This window comes from Microbispora sp. ZYX-F-249 (assembly GCF_039649665.1).
Classification (GTDB): domain Bacteria; phylum Actinomycetota; class Actinomycetes; order Streptosporangiales; family Streptosporangiaceae; genus Microbispora; species Microbispora maris.
Genome location: NZ_JBDJAW010000018.1, coordinates 94,033 through 111,692 on the forward strand (window position 1 = coordinate 94,033; position 17,660 = coordinate 111,692).

The 17,660-nt window shown below is 72.6% G+C and carries 16 protein-coding genes; 12 read left to right on the forward strand and 4 right to left on the reverse strand.

The genetic code is table 11. The features are described 5' to 3' along the window. Window positions 1–69: 69 nt before the first annotated feature. On the reverse strand, window positions 70–765 hold the full coding sequence (locus tag AAH991_RS22065; protein ID WP_346227771.1) for an acyltransferase: 696 nt from the start codon (window positions 763–765) through the stop codon (window positions 70–72). Window positions 766–921: 156 nt separating this feature from the next. On the opposite strand from AAH991_RS22065, the gene pyrG reads away from it, so the two are divergent. From pyrG to AAH991_RS22110, 9 genes are all read left to right on the forward strand, one after another. Next, window positions 922–2,592: a CTP synthase gene (gene pyrG / locus AAH991_RS22070; protein WP_346227772.1), complete on the forward strand. Its 1,671-nt coding sequence runs from the start codon at window positions 922–924 to the stop codon at window positions 2,590–2,592. Window positions 2,593–2,606: 14 nt separating this feature from the next. Beyond that, a complete protein-coding gene (locus tag AAH991_RS22075) occupies window positions 2,607–3,218 on the forward strand; it encodes an NUDIX domain-containing protein (RefSeq protein ID WP_428834007.1) in 612 nt (203 codons plus the stop codon). 35 nt (window positions 3,219–3,253) lie between these two features. Beyond that, window positions 3,254–4,192, forward strand: coding sequence for a site-specific tyrosine recombinase XerD (locus AAH991_RS22080; protein ID WP_346227774.1), 939 nt, complete (start codon window positions 3,254–3,256; stop codon window positions 4,190–4,192). 98 nt (window positions 4,193–4,290) lie between these two features. Next, the gene (locus tag AAH991_RS22085; protein ID WP_142557039.1) at window positions 4,291–5,178 is read left to right on the forward strand and encodes a ParA family protein; all 888 of its coding nucleotides are present in this window, start codon (window positions 4,291–4,293) and stop codon (window positions 5,176–5,178) included. A gap of 28 nt (window positions 5,179–5,206) precedes the next feature. Then, window positions 5,207–6,082 (forward strand): segregation and condensation protein A, encoded by an 876-nt coding sequence (locus tag AAH991_RS22090; RefSeq protein WP_346227775.1) that lies wholly within the window; start codon window positions 5,207–5,209, stop codon window positions 6,080–6,082. 79 nt (window positions 6,083–6,161) lie between these two features. Then, window positions 6,162–6,815 (forward strand): SMC-Scp complex subunit ScpB, encoded by a 654-nt coding sequence (gene scpB / locus AAH991_RS22095; RefSeq protein ID WP_346227776.1) that lies wholly within the window; start codon window positions 6,162–6,164, stop codon window positions 6,813–6,815. Continuing rightward, complete coding sequence (locus AAH991_RS22100) at window positions 6,815–8,737, forward strand: pseudouridine synthase (RefSeq protein WP_346227777.1); 1,923 nt, start codon at window positions 6,815–6,817, stop codon at window positions 8,735–8,737. The genes scpB and AAH991_RS22100 overlap by 1 nt, the downstream gene beginning before the upstream one ends. A 118-nt stretch (window positions 8,738–8,855) precedes the next feature. Continuing rightward, window positions 8,856–9,215 (forward strand): chorismate mutase, encoded by a 360-nt coding sequence (gene aroH / locus AAH991_RS22105; RefSeq protein WP_346227778.1) that lies wholly within the window; start codon window positions 8,856–8,858, stop codon window positions 9,213–9,215. A gap of 110 nt (window positions 9,216–9,325) precedes the next feature. Then, a complete protein-coding gene (locus AAH991_RS22110; RefSeq protein ID WP_346227779.1) occupies window positions 9,326–10,420 on the forward strand; it encodes a prephenate dehydrogenase in 1,095 nt (364 codons plus the stop codon). Here the strand turns inward: AAH991_RS22110 and AAH991_RS22115 are convergent. Next, on the reverse strand, window positions 10,377–11,771 hold the full coding sequence (locus tag AAH991_RS22115) for an MFS transporter (protein WP_346227780.1): 1,395 nt from the start codon (window positions 11,769–11,771) through the stop codon (window positions 10,377–10,379). The genes AAH991_RS22110 and AAH991_RS22115 overlap by 44 nt on opposite strands. Next, a complete protein-coding gene (locus AAH991_RS22120; RefSeq protein WP_346227781.1) occupies window positions 11,768–12,856 on the reverse strand; it encodes a MerR family transcriptional regulator in 1,089 nt (362 codons plus the stop codon). The genes AAH991_RS22115 and AAH991_RS22120 overlap by 4 nt, the downstream gene beginning before the upstream one ends. 191 nt (window positions 12,857–13,047) lie before the next feature. Between AAH991_RS22120 and cmk the strand changes: the two genes are divergently transcribed. The 3 genes from cmk (at window position 13,048) to AAH991_RS22135 (ending at window position 15,715) form a co-directional block, all read left to right on the forward strand. Next, window positions 13,048–13,716, forward strand: a complete 669-nt coding sequence (gene cmk, locus AAH991_RS22125) for a (d)CMP kinase (RefSeq protein WP_346227782.1) — start codon at window positions 13,048–13,050, stop codon at window positions 13,714–13,716. A gap of 143 nt (window positions 13,717–13,859) precedes the next feature. After that, window positions 13,860–15,290, forward strand: coding sequence for a ribosome biogenesis GTPase Der (der, locus tag AAH991_RS22130; protein WP_346227783.1), 1,431 nt, complete (start codon window positions 13,860–13,862; stop codon window positions 15,288–15,290). Between the two features lie 92 nt (window positions 15,291–15,382). Then, the gene (locus tag AAH991_RS22135) at window positions 15,383–15,715 is read left to right on the forward strand and encodes a hypothetical protein (protein WP_346227784.1); all 333 of its coding nucleotides are present in this window, start codon (window positions 15,383–15,385) and stop codon (window positions 15,713–15,715) included. A 396-nt stretch (window positions 15,716–16,111) separates the two neighbouring features. On the opposite strand, the gene AAH991_RS22140 is transcribed toward AAH991_RS22135, so the two are convergent. Continuing rightward, on the reverse strand, window positions 16,112–17,422 hold the full coding sequence (locus AAH991_RS22140) for a vanadium-dependent haloperoxidase (protein WP_346227785.1): 1,311 nt from the start codon (window positions 17,420–17,422) through the stop codon (window positions 16,112–16,114). Window positions 17,423–17,660: the final 238 nt, after the last annotated feature.

Consider the following 17,660-nt stretch of genomic DNA (forward strand, 5'->3'; position numbering starts at 1 on the left):
CGACATGACAATCCTGCCACCCAGCGTAGTCATAGGCGACTCGTTCTCCGGAAGGTCGCCGGCGCTCGGTCAGGCCGTACGTGACTCGTGCTCGGTGCGGGGGCGGGGGTCGGCGGGCAGCGGGGAGGTGCGGCGGGCGGCCGAGGGGCTGTGCCAGCCGAGGTCGGGGGAGTGCCGACGGACGACCTTGGCGGGGACCCCGGCGATGACCGAGTGGTCGGGGAACTCGCCGCGCACCACGGCGCCGCCGGCGACCACCGACTGGCGGCCGATCCGCGTCCCCGGCAGGATGATCGCCCCTGTCCCGATCCAGGACCCCGAGCCGATGGAGACCGGCTTGTTGCGCGGCCACTGCCGTCCGATGGGCGTCTCGGGGTCGTCGTACACGTGGTTCTGGTCGGTGATGTAGACGTAGGGGCCGGTGAAGACGTCGTCGCCGATGTCGATGGACTGGTGGCCGACGATGTGGCTGCCCCTGCCGATCGAGCAGCCCCGGCCGATCCGCACGATCGAGTCGGGCCCGAGATCCACCCCGGGACCCATGCCCGCCGAGATCGACACCCGCTCTCCGACGAGCGTGTGCGGGCCGATCTCGATCCACTGCTCCCCGAAGATGGCGCCCTGCGGGAAGGACAGGCACACGCCCTCGCCCATGCTGCGGAACCGGTAACCGCCCGGGGCGGCCGGGCTGAGCGCCGCGGCCTCCCGCACGTAGGCCCAGCCCCGGTGGACCAGGCAGCCGACGGCGCGCTTCACGAACGACATAACGCGACAAGTTACCGTTAGGTCGGCTTGTCCGCTATGGCGGGTTAGCGCACGTGGCAAGCCCAATGTTGCCCAGCGTTTGATATTCTGAGAGCCCGTGGGCATCGCGGCGTCCAAACCGGACGGCCGGATCGACATCGACCACGGGAGCTCTTCTTGCGCAGCGCCGCACAAACCAAGCATCTGTTCGTCACCGGCGGCGTCGCCTCCAGTCTCGGCAAGGGACTCACGGCCTCCAGCCTCGGTCGTCTCCTCAAGCTTCGCGGCCTGCGCGTCACGATGCAGAAGCTCGATCCCTACCTGAACGTCGACCCCGGCACGATGAACCCCTTCCAGCACGGCGAGGTGTTCGTCACCGACGACGGCGCCGAGACGGACCTCGACATCGGCCACTACGAGCGCTTCCTCGACACCGAGCTGCACGGCTCCGCCAACGTGACGACCGGCCAGGTCTACTCGAACGTGATCGCCAAGGAGCGCCGCGGCGAGTACCTGGGCGACACCGTCCAGGTCATCCCGCACATCACCAACGAGATCAAGGACCGCATCCGGGGCATGGCCGGGCCGGACGTCGACGTGGTCATCACCGAGGTCGGCGGCACCGTCGGCGACATCGAGTCGCTGCCGTTCCTGGAGGCCGTCCGGCAGGTCCGGCACGAGGTCGGCCGCGACAACGTCTTCTTCCTGCACGTCTCGCTCCTGCCGTACATCGGCCCGAGCGGGGAGCTGAAGACCAAGCCCACGCAGCACTCGGTCGCGGCGCTGCGCAGCATCGGCATCCAGCCCGACGCGATCGTGCTCCGCTCCGACCGCGCGGTGACCAACGCGGTCAAGCGGAAGATCAGCCTGATGTGCGACGTGGACGAGGACGCCGTCGTCTCGGCGATCGACGCCGCCTCGATCTACGACATCCCCAAGGTCCTGCACGGCGAGGGGCTCGACGCGTACGTGGTGCGCCGGCTCGGCCTGCCGTTCCGCGACGTGGAATGGACCGAGTGGGACCAGCTCCTGCGCCGGGTGCACCGCCCGGCCAAGGAGGTCACGATCGCGCTGGTCGGCAAGTACATCGACCTGCCCGACGCGTACCTGTCGGTCACCGAGGCGCTGCGCGCGGGCGGCTTCGCCAACGACGCGCGCGTCAACATCCGCTGGGTCAAGAGCGACGACTGCGAGACCCCCGAGGGCGCGGCCCGCGAGCTGGACGGGGTCGACGGCGTGCTGATCCCCGGCGGCTTCGGCGTGCGCGGCATCGAGGGCAAGGTCGGCGCCGTGCGGCACGCCCGCGAGCAGCGGGTCCCTCTGCTCGGCATCTGCCTCGGCATGCAGTGCATCGTCATCGACGCGGCCCGCAACCTGGCCGGGATCGAGGACGCCGACAGCACCGAGTTCGACCCCGAGACGATCAACCCGGTCATCTCGACCATGGCCGACCAGAAGGACGTCGTCGCCGGTGAGCGCGACATGGGCGGCACCATGCGGCTCGGCCTCTACCCGGCCAAGCTCGTGGAGGGCTCACTGGCCCGCCGCCTGTACGGCAAGGCCAAGGTGGAGGAGCGTCACCGGCACCGCTACGAGGTGAACAACGCCTATCGCGAGCGGCTGGAGAAGGTCGGCATGGTGTTCTCCGGCCTGTCGCCCGACGGCCGCCTCGTCGAGTACGCCGAGCTGGCCACCGACCAGCACCCCTTCTTCATCGGCACCCAGGCCCACCCGGAGTTCCGCTCCCGCCCGACCCGGTCGCACCCCCTGTTCAAGGGGCTGGTCCAGGCCGCCCTCGAGTACGCGGGCCGGCGCGAGAACGTGGCGAAGGCGGGGCGGGCCAAGTGACGGCCGAGAACACGATGAAGGTGGAGGACGCCGAGGAGTCCTGGAACGTCGTCGCCTCCGCCGAGCGCTTCGCCGGACGGATCATCACCGTGCGCACCGACACGGTGGAGATGCCGGGCGGGGTGACCGCCGACCGCGACTACGTCGTCCACCCCGGCTCGGTCGCGGTGCTCGCCCTCGACGGCGAGGACCGGGTGCTGCTGATCCGCCAGTACCGGCACCCCGCCCGGCGGCTGCTGTGGGAGCTGCCGGCCGGCATCCGCGACGTGCCGGGCGAGCCGCTGGTGGAGTGCGCGGCGCGTGAGCTCGCCGAGGAGGCCGCCTACCGGGCGCGCACATGGCACACGCTGGTCGACCTGCGCACCTCCCCGGGGATGTCGGACGAGCGGATCCGGGTCTTCCTGGCCCGCGACCTGGAGCCGATCCCCGACGAGGAGAACACGTACGTGCGCCACCACGAGGAGACCGACATGCCGGCGGTCTGGATTCCGCTGGGCGCGGCGGTCGACAAGGCCCTGAACGGAATGATCCACAATTCTCCTGCGGTCGCCGGTATCCTCGCCGCATACGCTGCTTCCGCCGACGGATTCAAGGGCCTTCGTCCCGCCGACGCGCCGGAGGCATGAGTCCGTAGGGAGACGTCCTGAGCGAGCCCGAGGCGGTGCTGTCCAGCTACCTCGCCCATCTGGCGGTGGAGCGGGGGCTGTCTGCCAACACGCTCGCGTCCTACCGTCGCGACCTGCGCCGATACCTCGAGCACCTGCGGGCGCGCGGGCTCGAGACGTTCGCGCAGGTCGCGGAGGCGGACGTGGTCGCCTTCCTCGCCGCGCTCCGGGAGGGCGACGAGGACCACCCGGCGCTGGTCGCGAGCTCGGCGGCCCGCGCCGTGTCGGCCGTACGCGGGTTGCACCGCTTCGCCCTGCGGGAGGGCGTGGCGGGTCACGACCCCGCGCACGAGGTGCGCCCGCCGCGCCAGCTCCGGCGGCTGCCCAAGGCGATCACCGTCGCGGAGGTCGAGCGGCTGATCGCCGCCTGCGGCCCGGAGGACTCGCCGCTCGCCCTGCGCAACCGCGCGCTGCTGGAGGTCCTGTACGGCACGGGCGCCCGGATCTCCGAGGCGGTCGGGCTGGCGGTGGACGACGTGCCCACGGGCCCGGCCCACGAGGAGGACCGTTACAAAGATGGGGACCAGGACCAGGTGCGGCTGCGCGGCAAGGGCGGGCGGACCAGGATCGTGCCCCTCGGCCGCTTCGCCCGCCAGGCGCTCGACGCGTACCTGGTGAGGGCGAGGCCCAGGCTGGCGGCGCACGGCAGGGGGACGCCCGCGCTGTTCCTGAACGCGCGGGGCGGACGGCTCACACGGCAGGGCGCCTGGGAGGTGCTGCAGGCGGCGGCGGAACGAGCCGGACTATCCGGTGTATCGCCGCATATGTTGCGCCATTCGTTCGCAACCCACCTCCTGGACGGGGGTGCCGACGTTAGGGTTGTCCAGGAGCTGCTCGGCCACGCCTCGGTGACCACCACCCAGGTGTACACGCTGGTGACGGTCGACAAGCTCCGGGAGGTCTACGCGGCGGCGCACCCCCGTGCGTCGCATTAAAAGGCCCATCTCGGCAGCCTTTGGCGCGCCGCCTTGCCGACCACGTGCCTACCCTTTAGATTCGATCAGGTTCGAGGGCCGTCAGGGAGGACCAACAGGTGACTGCGACCACAGAGGGGACGTGGGTGGGGGCTCCCGGTGCGATCGGGCCTACCGGCCGTCCCCGTCCGGTGTTCCCCGAGCCGACCCCGCCGGAGTCGCACGGGCCCGCGCGCATCGTCGCGATGGTGAACCAGAAGGGCGGCGTCGGCAAGACGACCACCACGATCAACCTGGGCGCCGCGCTCGCCGAGGTCGGCCAGCGGGTGCTGCTCGTCGACTTCGACCCGCAGGGCGCGCTGTCGGTCGGTCTCGGCATCGACCCCCGGCCGCTCGAGGCGACGGTCTACGACCTCATCATGGAGGAGCCCGACGTCACGGTCGAGGACGTGCTGATCGACACGACCGTCGAGGGCATGCAGCTCCTGCCGAGCAACATCTTCCTGTCCGGCGCGGAGATCCGGCTCGTCAACGAGGTCGCGCGGGAGTACGCCCTCCAGCGGGCGCTGGAGCCCCTGCTGCCGCACTACGACATCTGCCTGATCGACTGCCAGCCGTCCCTCGGCCTGCTCACGGTCAACGCGCTCACCTGCGCGCACAGCGTGATGATCCCGCTGGAGTGCGAGTTCTTCGCGCTGCGCGGGGTCGCGCTGCTGATGGAGTCGATCGGCAAGGTCCAGGAGCGGCTCAACAAGAACCTGGAGATCGACGGCCTGCTCGCCACCATGTACGACCCCCGGACGCTGCACGCCCGCGAGGTGCTGCAGACGATCATGCAGGGCTTCGGCGACAAGGTGTTCCACACCGTCATCAACCGTACGGTTCGCTTCCCCGACGCCACGCTGGCGGGAGAGCCGATCACGCAGTTCGACCCCGGCTCGATGGGCGCCACCGCCTACCGCGAGCTGGCCCGCGAGCTGCTTGCCAGGTGGCCCGCCCGCGTCTGATCCCGCCGGGCCGCGACGGTAGGGGACAATGGCAGGCGTGACGACCGGCCAGGAGACCGACCAGGGGAGCGAGGAGAGCGCGCCGAGCGGCTTCCAGGTGCACCTGGACGTCTTCGAAGGGCCGTTCGACCTGCTGCTCGGGCTGATCTCCAAGCACAAGCTGGACATCACCGAGGTGTCCCTGCACAAGGTCACCGACGAGTTCATCGCGTACATCCGGTCGCGGGGGCCGGAGTGGGACCTCGACCAGACCAGCCACTTCCTGCTCGTCGCGGCGACCCTGCTCGACCTCAAGGCGGCACGGCTGCTGCCCACCGGAGAGGTGGAGGACGAGGAGGACCTCGCCCTGCTGGAGGCCCGCGACCTGCTGTTCGCGCGGCTGCTGCAGTATCGGGCGTACAAGGAGGTCGCGAAGATCTTCTCCGGCCGGATGGCCGAGGAGGCGCTGCGCTTCCCGCGCGCCGTGCCGATGGAGAAGCGCTTCGCCGACCTGCTGCCGGAACTCGTGCTCGGCATCGGGCCCGAGCAGCTCGCCAAGATCGCGGCGCGGGCCTTCACGCCGAAGGCTCCGCCGTCGGTGTCGGTCTCGCACATCTATCAACCGCTGGCGAGCGTCCGGGAGCAAGCCGCTATTCTTGTCGAGCGGCTGAGGCGGCTGCACACGGCGACCTTCCGGGCGCTGACCGCCGACTGCGCGGGGACGTTCGAGGTCGTCGCCCGCTTCCTGGCCGTCCTGGAGCTGTTCCGGGAGGCCGCGGTCTCCTTCGAGCAGGTCGAACCGCTCGGCGACCTTTACGTCACCTGGACGGGCACCGACGACGGCGACGTCACAGTCGGCGACGACTACGACGAGGGCCGGCGCGAGGAGCGGCCCGCCGAGGCGGACGCGGCGCGGGACGAGTGAGGCGGGATCGCCGCCCCGACGCCGAGGCGGCGCCGGGCCGGCGGCGGAGACGGAACCACCGCACGACGAGCGAGGAGCGATGGAAGCGACCGACATTCCCCGTTCCGGCGACGACCCCGGCGCCGGAACGCCCGGCGGGCAGCGGGATCAGGCGCTTCAAGCCGGAGAGCCCGGCGGGGACGGGACGCCCGGGGGACCCTCGCTCACCGCGGCGCTCGAAGCGATCCTGATGGTGGTGGACGAGCCGGTCGCCGAGGTGACCCTCGCGCAGGTGCTCGAACGCCCGACGGCGGAGGTCGCCGCCGCCCTGCGCGCGCTGTCGGGGGAATACACGGCCTCCGGCCGGGGTTTCGACCTGCGGGAGGTGGCCGGAGGCTGGCGCTTCTACACCCGTGCGGAATGCGCCGCGCTGGTGGAGAGGTTCGTCAGGGACGGCCAGCAGGCGCGGCTGACGCAGGCCGCGCTGGAGACCCTCGCCGTGGTCGCCTACCGGCAGCCGGTCAGCCGGGCCCGGGTGGCGGCGGTGCGCGGCGTGAGCAGCGACGGCGTCATGCGGACGCTGGTCGCACGCGGCCTCGTGGAAGAGGCCGGAACCGACCCGGAGAGCCAGGCCGTGCTCTACCGGACGACGAGTTACTTCCTGGAGAGACTGGGGCTGCGGAGCCTCGACGAGCTACCCGCACTCGCCCCGTTCCTCCCGGACGACGTGGAAATTCTTGAGGAGCAGAAGTAGTGAACAACAGGCGTGGCACCCCGTCCGGTGAGGGACGCGGTCGGAGCCGGAGCACCGGTCAGCAGGGCGCGAGCTCGCGTGGATCCCGCGGCGGATCCGGCGGCTTCCGTCCCCAGGGCGACCGGCGCGGCGGCTCCCGCGTCCCTGGTTCCCGGTCCGGGTACGGTTTCGACTCCAGGTCCGACAGATCAGACAGGCCCGAACGGTCCGACAGGCCGGACTCCCGGCGGTTCCGCGACGAGGACGCCCCGCGTGGCGGCCGGTACGGCGACCGCCGCGCCGGCGACGCACGCGACGACCGCCCCCGCGGCCGTACGGGTGACTCCGGTCGCCAGGGCGACGGCGGCCGGCGCGACGCGCGTCCCGGCGGCGAGCGGTACCGCGACGACGCCCGCGGCCCCTTCAGGGCCGAGCGGGGCGGTTCCCGCGGCCGTTACGGCAGGCCCGAGGGCGGCCGTTCCGGCGACCGTGGTTCGGAGCGCGGCTTCGACCGCGAGGGCGGCCGTGGCTTCGAGCGCGGCTTCGACCGCGAGGGCGGCCGTGGTTCCGAGCGCGGTTTCGACCGTGATCGCGGCGCCGGCCGGGAGCGCGGCACGCGCGACGGTTACTCCGCCGAGCGGTCCTCGTTCCGCACGGAGGGGGCCGGTTCCCGTGGCCGTTACGGCAGGCCCGAGGCCGGCCGGGATCGGCCGCGCGACCGCGACGGCGGCTACGAGACGTCCCGCGAGGGGCGCGCGGCCGGGCGGCCGGCCTTCCGCGACGAGGAGCGCGGCGGCGGCAGGACCGGTGATCACGACAGGTACGGCAGCCGGAGCTTCGGCGGCGACCGCGCGCCCCGGCGTGACGACCGCGACGGCCGGAGCCGCCGTGACGACCGCGAGGCGGGCGGCGACCGTGAGGCGCGCGGCGCGCGGCCCGGGCGCGGCGACTACCGCGCGGGGCGCGACGGCGGCAGGGGCCGGGCGAGCCGTGACGAGGTGCAGACGATCGGCCGCCTGGGCGGCGGCACGCGTGGCCGTTCCGGCGGCCCGGGAGCGGGCGCGGGCTCACGGAGCCCTGCCCGGCCCGCCGGCGGTCCCAGGCGCACCGGCGGGGGCGGCCCGGCGGGCAACCCGTTCAAGACGTCCCGGCAGCCGCTGCGCGACCCGGACTTCTACGACGAGAACTACACCGACGAGCGCGACACGACCGAGGTGCCGGGCGGCGAGCGGCTGCAGAAGGTGCTCGCCCAGGCCGGGGTGGCCAGCCGCCGGGCCTGCGAGGAGATGATCGGCGACGGCCGGGTGAGCGTGGACGGCCAGACGGTGCGCCGCTTCGGCGCCCGCGTCGACCCCGCCAAGCAGGTCATCCGGGTCGACGGCAAGCGCATCCCGACCTCCTCCGAGACCGTCTACTACGCGCTCAACAAGCCGATCGGCGTGGTGAGCACGATGGACGACCCCGAGGGCCGGCCGTGCCTGAACGACTACGTCCAGGATCTCGCGCCCCGGCTGTTCCACGTGGGGCGGCTCGACACCGAGACCGAGGGCCTGCTGCTGCTGACCAACGACGGGGAGCTCGCCCACCGGCTGACCCACCCGAGCTACGGCGTGCAGAAGAAGTACTGGGCCAAGGTGCCCGGTCCCGTCGCGCGCGACCTGCACAAGGTGCTGCGCAAGGGCGTGGAGCTGGAGGACGGGCTCGCAAAGGTGGACGAGTTCCGGGTGGTGCAGGAGCACGGTCAGCAGGCGCTGGTCGAGGTCGTCCTGCACGAGGGCCGCAAGCACATCGTCCGGCGGCTCCTGGAGACGGTCGGGCACCGGGTGATCGACCTGGCCCGCATCGAGTTCGGCCCGGTCAAGCTCGGCCGGCTCAAGCCGGGAACCGTGCGCGCGCTCACCGTGCAGGAGATCGGCGAGCTGTACGCGGCGGTCGGACTGTAGCCTTTTCGCCGCGACGGGCGGAAGTCGCAAGTCGGGCAGAATTGGCTGAAGGTACGAAGATGGGCCGGACTCATCCCCCCGGGGTGAGACCGGCCCGTCCCAGCGAGAGGGGAACGACATGGTGCGGGCGATTCGCGGAGCCATCCAGGTCGACGGCAACGATCGCGACGCGATCCTCGCCGGGACGACCGAACTGGTGACCGAGGTGATGGGGCGCAACAACCTCACGACCGACGACGTCATCAGTGTGATCTTCACGTGCACGCCCGACCTCACCGCCGAGTTCCCCGCGCTGGCCGCGCGCAAGCTCGGGTTCCACGACGTGCCCCTGCTGTGCGCGACCGAGATCGACGTGCCGGGCGCGCTCCCGCGCGTGGTGCGGCTGATGGCCCACGTGCAGACCGACCGCCCCCGGCAGGAGGTCCAGCACGTGTACCTGCGCGGCGCCGTCGCGCTGCGCGTGGACATCGCCCAGTAGGCGGCCCCGGCCGGACCGGGCCGGCGGGCCCGCGCGCTTATCACCATCCACCCACGACACATCCGTCGCAGGACAGCGTGTCCGAGGACGGCGACGGCAGGAAGAGCACGATGACTCCCATCGAGGACGCCGGGATCGGCAGTGTGGTCGTTGTCGGGACGGGCCTCATCGGCACGTCGATCGCACTGGCGCTGCGGCAGCGGGACGTACGGGTCTTCCTGGCCGACCGGGACGCGGGAGCCGTACGGCTGGCGCGCGAGCTGGGCGCGGGGGAGGACTGGACCGGTGAGCGGCGCGTGGACCTCGCGGTCGTCGCGGTGCCGCCCCAGTTCGTCGCGCAGCAACTGCTCGATCTGCAAAAGCGCGACAGCGCCCGCTTCTACACCGACGTGGCGAGCGTGAAGGCGGTGCCGCTGGCCCAGGCCGCCCAGCTGGGCTGTGACCTGTCGTCGTACGTCGCGGGGCATCCGCTCGCGGGCCGCGAGCGGTCCGGCCCGGCGGCGGCTCGCGCGGACCTGTTCCTCGGCCGTCCGTGGGCGTACTGCCCGACGGACGAGGCGTCCCCGCGGGCGGTGGCCGCGGTGGAGGGGCTGATCTCGTTGTGCGGCGGCAACGCCGTGCGGGTGGACGCGGCCGAGCACGACCGCGCCGTCGCGGTCGTCTCGCACGCCCCGCACGTGACGGCCGCCGCGGTGGCGGCCCGGCTGGCCGAGGCGTCGGAGACGGCGCTCGGTCTGTCGGGACAGGGCGTGCGCGACGTGACCCGCATCGCCGCCGGCGACCCGTCGCTGTGGACCGGCATCCTCGAGGGCAACGCGCTGCCCGTCGCCGAGGTGCTGGAGGCGCTCGTGGCCGACCTGAGCGCCGCCGCCCGGTCGCTGCGCGCGCTGGCGGGCGACGGCGCGGCCATGGAGCAGGTCACCGACCTCCTGTCGCGCGGCGTGCGGGGGACCGGCAGGATCCCCGGCAAGCACGGCGGCCCGGCGCGGACGTACGCGGTGGTCCAGGTGCTCATCGGCGACCGCCCCGGCGAGCTGGCCCGGCTGGTGCAGGCCGCCGGCGAGACGGGCGTCAACATCGAGGACATCCGCCTGGAGCACGCGACCGGGCTGGAGCTCGGCGCGGCCGAGCTGTACGTCCAGCCCGAGGCGGCGGAGACCCTCACCGAAGGCCTGCGCGAGCGCGGCTGGCAGGTGCCGGGCTGACCCGGTCTCCCGACGCGGCCGGTGACGTCCGGCCGGCCACCGGCGCCGGGGCGTAATCGGGGGCGGTGTAACGGCGCAGGCGGGGGGTCGTCCAGGCGATCGCCGCCACGGTGGCCACGGTGAGCAGACCGCCCGCGCAGATCACGACGCGCGGGCCGTACGCCGCTCCGGCGGCGCCGTGCAGCAGATTCCCGATCTGCGGCCCTCCCACCAGCACCAGGGTGAGCGCGCCCTGGACCCGTCCGCGCACGGCGTCGCCGGTGTGCGTCTGCACGATCGTGGTGCGGAAGGTGCTGAGCACGAAGTTGACCGCGCCGCCGAGCGCGAGCGCCGCCAGCGCGATCCACAGCTCGGCGGCCAGGCCGGCGAGCACGACGGCGAGACCCCACGCGACGGCGGCGCCCGCCACGAGGGCGCCGTGACGCCGGGCGCGGGTGAACGTGCCCGACAGCAGCCCGGCCGCGAAGACCCCGGCCGGGTAGGCCGCGTACAGCAGCCCCGTCTCCGGGCCGCCCCCGGCCGTGCCGCCGAATACGTGCCGGGCCAGCTCGGGATACAGCGCCGAGGGCATGCCGAAGACCATGGCCGCGAGGTCCACGGCCAGCACCGCCACCAGCAGCCGGTCGGCCGCCAGGTGGCGGAACCCGGCCGCCGCCCGGTGGGCCACCGAGGAGCCTCGCCCGCCGTCCGCCGCCTTCTCAGGGGGAAGCGGCGGCAGCATGGCGACGGCCCACACCACGGCGAGCAGCGCGACCGCGTCGAACAGGTACAGCATGCCGGGCCCGACGACCGGGACCAGCACCCCGGCGAGCATCGGCCCAAGGACGGACCCGCCGTAGCGGACCAGCGAGCTGAGGCTGTTGGCCGCCGGCAGCAGCTCGGCCGGGACGAGACGGGGCACGACGGCCCCCGTCGTCGTCATGACCGTTCCGTAGGCCAGCCCCTGGAAGGCGACCGCCACCAGCAGGACGGGAACGGAGCGGCCGCCCAGCAGCGCCTGGACCCACAGCGCCGCGTACGTCAGCGCCAGGCAGAGGTCGGCGGCCAGCAGCATCGTCCGCCGGTCCATCACGTCGGCGAGTGCGCCGCCGCACAGCGCCGCCGCGACCAGCGCGGCGAAGGACACCCCCGCGGCGGCTCCCACGGCCGCCGAGGAGCCGGAGACCGTGAACAGCTGCGTCGGCACCGCGACCACGCTGAAGGACCCGCCCACGGCGCAGACCACCGAGGCGGTCCACATCCGCCGGAACGCCGGGATGGCCAGCGGCCGGCGGTCGACGCCGAAAGCCCGGGAACGGAGCGGCCGCACCGTCGTGGCGCTCATCGCGGGGTCCCGCCGGCCGCCGTTCATCTCTCCTCCTCAGCCACCACGTCGGCCACCACGCAGGCGAGGTTGTCGGGGGCTCCCGCGGCGTACGCGAGGTCGATCAGCTCGTCGGCCGCCTGCCGCGGGCCGCCGGCACCGGTGAGCGTCTCGCGCAGCACCCCGGCCGGCACGACTCCCGGCAGCCCGTCCGAACAGAGCAGATACCGGTCGCCGAGGGAGACGTCGTGCGCCGACAGGTCCGGCGGGGCGGCTCCCGTCCCGGTCAGCGCGCGTACCAGCAGCGAGCGCCGCGGGTGGGAGACGGCCTCTTCCGGGGTGAGCCGGCCCTGGTCGATCAGCGACTGCACGTAGGTGTGATCGTGGGTCAGCTGGAACAGGCCACCGTCGCGGAGCAGGTACGCCCGGCTGTCGCCGATGTGCACCAGTCCCAGGCGCGTCCCGGACCGGACGAGGGCGGTCAGCGTGGTGACCACCTGTCCCGAGGGGGTCGAGGCGGCGATGTCCCGGATCGCGCGCTCGGCGTCGCCGACGGCGTCGGCGAGCGCGCCGAGCAGGTCCCCGGGGGACGACGGGGACGGCGTCAGCAGGCGCTTGAGCGCGGCGACGGCCGCCGCGGCGGCGCGGTCGCCGCCCGGGCCGCGCATTCCGTCGGCCACCGCCAGCACCCGCTGATCGGCGTACGCGACGTCCTCGTTGCTCGTCCGCACCGGTCCCGGCTCCGACCGGGCGGCGTAACGGATCCCGAGCGTGGCGGTGGTGTCCTCCACGGTGCCGCCCCTTCCCGACAGATGATCGACGAGGAAGGCGGCGAGCCGGCCGCGGGCCGCCGTCTCGGCGGTCACCTGCCGCCAATAGGCCGCCACCGCCTCGGCCGCGTCCGGCGCGGGCAGGTCGCACACCTGCCGGATGCGCGCCAGGGGCATGCCGAGCCGCCGTAGCCAGGCGATCAGACGGGCCTGCTCCAGCTGGCCGGGGTCGTAGTAGCGGTATCCCGACTCGCCGTCCACCGCGGCCGGGCGCAACAGCCCGAGCTCGTCGTACAGCCGCAACGCCTTGGGCGACAGCCGGGCGGCCCGCGCGAACGTCCCGATGGTCAGCAGCTCCTCCACGACTCCTCCTCGTCCCGGCCGCCATGACCGGTGCGACGATGCTGGGGCTTCACCCAGGGGCAAGGTCAACACATGCCGGACCCGGGCGTGCGTCGATCACGCCGGAAGCCCTGCCCGGCCGCCGATGCACGCTTTCCGGCCGTATCCCGGTAGCCTCGGGGACGACGATTCGAAGGGGAGAAGGAGAGCCGGTGTCGGGTCTGGTCGTCGCCATGGACGGTCCCTCGGGATCGGGCAAGTCGAGTGCCTCGCGGGGCGTCGCGCGGGCGCTGGGCCTGCGCTACCTCGACACGGGCGCCATGTATCGCGCGGTCACCTGGTGGATGCTCCAGCGGGGCGTGAACCTGGAGGACGCCGCCGAGATCGCGGCGAGGTCCGCCGAACCCGTGCTGACGATGGGCACCGACCCCGACGCGCCGGGGGTCACCGTGGACGGCGCCGACGTCGGCGGGCCGATCCGCAGCGCCGAGGTGACCGGCGCGGTGTCGGCCGTGAGCGCCGTGCCCGAGGTCCGCCGCCGCCTGGTGGCCCTGCAGCGGGACATCATCGCCGAATCCCTCCCCGGCGGGGGAATCGTGGTCGAGGGCCGCGACATCGGCACCGTCGTCGCGCCGGACGCGCCCGTCAAGATCTACCTGACGGCGAGCGCCGAGGCCCGCGCCCAGCGCCGTACGGCCGAGCTGGACGGAACGACCGTGGAGGCGCAGAAGGCCGCCATGGCCCGGCGCGACACCCTCGACTCGACGCGCAAGGCCGATCCGCTGGCGAAGGCCGCGGACGCGGTGGAACTGGACACGACGCCGCTGGACCTGGACGAGGTGATCGCCGAGGTGCTCCGGCTGGTCAAGGAGCGGGTCTGACGCCCGCACGCCCCGCCTGACCGCCCCCGGCGCCGCGCGCCGCGTTCCTTGAGGAAGCCGGGGTGGGCCACGCGGTGCGACATACGAACGAGCCCGGCCCCGAAGACGGTCCGGGGTGGCCGGGGAGAACGGAAGAGCAGCCGATGAGGCAGGGTATGGACGTGACGGGGGAGTACGACGAGGACGAGGGCGGCTGGATCGAGGCCGAGCTCGCCGAGCTTTCCGCCGAGGAGGCGGAGCGGGAGCCCGACTCGGGCCCGCTGCCGGTCGTCGCCGTGGTGGGGCGCCCCAACGTCGGCAAGTCGACGATGGTCAACCGCATCATCGGCCGTCGTGAGGCGGTCGTCGAGGACGTGCCGGGCGTGACCCGCGACCGGGTGACCTACGAGGCGACCTGGCGCGGCCGGCGGTTCACGCTGGTCGACACCGGCGGCTGGGACCCGGACGCGACCGGCATGGCCCTGCGCATCGCCGAGCAGGCGCAGATCGCGGCCGAGCTGGCAGACGTGATCCTCTTCGTGGTGGACGCCAGCGTCGGGGTCACCGACTCCGACGAGGCCGTCGGCGCGGTCCTGCGCCGGTCGGGCAAGCCGGTCGTGCTGGCCGCCAACAAGGTCGACAACCAGCAGATGGAGCTGGAGGCGAGCGGGCTGTGGTCGCTCGGCCTGGGTGAGCCGCACCCCGTCTCGGCCCTGCACGGCCGCGCCAGCGGCGACCTGCTCGACGTGGTGCTCGACGCGCTGCCGGAGACGCCGCCGCAGACGTTCGGCGCGCAGCGGGGCCCGCGCAGGATCGCGCTGCTGGGCAAGCCCAACGTGGGCAAGTCGTCGCTGCTCAACAAGCTCGCCGGGGAGGAGCGGGTGCTGGTCGACCCGATGGCCGGCACCACCCGTGACCCGGTGGACGAGCTGGTCGAGCTGGGCGGCACGACGTACCGGTTCATCGACACCGCGGGCATCCGGCGGCGCGACCGCGAGCTGAAGGGCGCCGACTTCTACGCGGCCATGCGCACGCGGGCCGCGCTGGAGCGGGCGGAGGTCGCGGTCGTGCTGATCGACGCCTCCGAGGTGCTGACCGAGCAGGACCTGCGGATCATCGGCCTGGTCATCGAGTCTGGCCGGGCGATGGTGGTCGCGTTCAACAAGTGGGACCTGGTCGACGAGGACCGGCGCTACTACCTGGAGAAGGAGATCGACCGGCAGCTCGTCCGCACGCCCTGGGCGCTGCGGGTGAACATCTCGGCGAAGACCGGCCGCCACGTCGAGAAGCTCGCACCGGCCATCGAACGGGCCCTGGACTCGTGGGGCACGCGGGTGCCGACGGCCCGGCTCAACCAGTTCCTCACCGAGCTGGTGCAGGCCACCCCGCCGCCGGTGCGCGGAGGCCGGCAGCCCAAGATCCTGTTCGCCACGCAGGCGTCCACGGAGCCGCCGAAGTTCGTGCTGTTCACCTCGGCGTTCCTGGAGGAGACCTACCGCCGCTTCATCGAGCGCCGCATCCGCGAGGAGTTCGGCTTCGCGGGCTCTCCGATCGAGGTGACGATGAAGATCCGGGAGAAGCGCAAGAAGAAGTGACCCCGGCCGGGCGCGGGGCGGCCGGACGTGCGGAGCGGACGGGTGGCGGCCAGGGTATGGCGTGACCTTGGTGAGTGATCGATGATGCCGGTATGCGCGGAGCGGGACCGGCATGGGGCGGAGCCGGGGTCGCGGTGGCGGCCCTGGCGGCGCTGGGCGTCTACCTGTCGCAGGTGGGGCTGGACAAGACGGACAAGCTGGCCGGTGTGATCGGGCTGTTCGCCGCCCTGGCCGGGCTCCGGGTGGCGGTGTACGGGCTGGTCGCCGAGCGTGGTCAGGCGGCGCCTGGTGATCCGGCGGGGGTGTCGCAGTTCCTGCTGGCGCGTGAGCGGATCACTGGGAGGCGATGGCGTCTGCGCGCCGGGACAGGCCGCTGGCGACCTCGCCGGAGGCGATGGGGCAGGTCGTCTACACCGCGACGCTGACCGGTCGGCTCGGCTATGACGAGGGCAAAGCCGCCCTGGCGCGGGCTGAGGTCGAATCGGTTGAGGCGATCGGGCAGCTGTTGAAGGACCATGCGGTGTGCGATCCGCCGGCCGGGCCGGGACGCCTGCCTGCCCGACTACCTGCAAAGCCTCCTGGTCCGAGGACGTGTGCATATCGAAGACAGCCGATTCCGTGCCGCCACCGCCCCGCTGCTCGAGGCGTTGCTGGTGTCGCGGGTACTGCCCGAGTACGTCGCCCAGGACATCGTCGGCGCGGCCGCCGACCTGCTGCGTCGCGCCTATGCGGGAGACGCCACAGCTGTGGCCGACGAGTTCCGCCTTGCCACCGGCCGCGACATCCCGATCTGGATGAAGGAGAGTGACCCTCTGCCTCTTCTACCGGCTCCTCGGCCTCGGCTTGAAGTAGTGCGCGACCATGTAGGCGGTGACCTGAGCGCCGATCTTCGCGCCCTGCACGTCCGCCGTGCGGGTGTGGATGCCGCCCCAGACCCGGGCCTCGACGACCTCGGCGAGCGCCTGGGAGAAACCGCGGAAATGCCTGGTGGTACCCGAGTCGGCGCTGTAGCCGCTGAAGGGGATGTCGTCCCGGCCGAAGAAGTGTCCCAACGCCGACATGCTCGCCGCGGTGAAACAGGTGTGCCCGGACGTGTAGTCGGGATGCGGCGGCGTGACGAGCAACGGCGTCCATTCGGGGTCGGCGGACGTCTCCGGGTTGCCGTCCGTGTCGGCCAGCCGGATCGCGGTGACCGGCCGCCAGAAGTTCCACGCCGCCTTCTCGTTGTAACAGGCGATCGTGGCATCGGCCTCGGCCAGGTCGACCATCGCGAACATCCGCGCCGTCTGAAGGGTGTTCAGCCGCTGCCGCGTCGCGAGCTGACGCTTGATCTCCCACTCGGCCAGGTGCCGGTCGTGCCACCAGATCGCGGCCTGCGTCTGGTCGGCCGTCCTGACCGTGCTGGTCGCCGAGCCGACCGCCTTGAGCTCGTTGATGTCCCGGGCGTACCGGCGGCTGGTGAGCGCCGGCGGGCCGGCCGTACGGAACATGGACGCCCTGGGGATGAGGAATGGCTTGAGGTGACCGACCCATGCCCCGTCGGAGGCGAAGGCCGGCGGCGTCGGCCGCCACTCACCGGGGCGGGTGCCCACGGGCCAGGTCTGGTCGCCGAACGCCCCGTCGTTCCGTCGCGCGGCGATCATCGCCTCGGCCGTCCGAGTGCCCACGGCGATGCCACGCTGTTTCGCGGCGCCCTCGGGTATCTTGCCCAGCGACTCGTCGTACTGGGTTGTCAACCTCGCCTGCTGGTCGGGGAACAGCGCCTGCAGCACCAGGTAAGCGGCGGTCGCGACGGCCGCGTCCGTCGATTCGGTGCCGTTGGCGGCCGGTGCGACGAGATAGGGCTGGTAGGGAGCACCGGCGATCGCGTTCACCGCGTCGTAGACCGCTCCGTGCACCATCGCGAAGCTGCGCGCCTGGACCTGCGGCTGCTGCCCGCCGATGTCCCAGATCGCGGTCTGGGCGTTACGGTCCCAGACGACGACGGCGTTGGCGGAGGAGTCCGAATCCCCCGCGTACGCGGGGGACGGGCCAAGGGCGATCGGCGACCCGGCGGCGATGACCCCGGTGACGGCCGCCCAGACGACCGCGGGTCGCAGGGCGGCCCGGCATGCGGCAAGTGGGCTGAACATGAACGCAAATTACTATGCCGCCGAGAAACGCCACAGTGGCAAATGCGCCGGAAAAGCGATATCGACCCGACCAAAATGAGCTCCGGCAATGAATGAGCTGTTTCTATCCTCGTTTCCTTTCGCTGCTCGTCCGGGGTGAACCGTACGGCCAGGCCGCGGCCGCGAGACGTCGGCCATGTGAACATGCTCGGCCACGGAACGGCATGCCGGGATAGCCAGTCGTCCACCATCCCCTCCC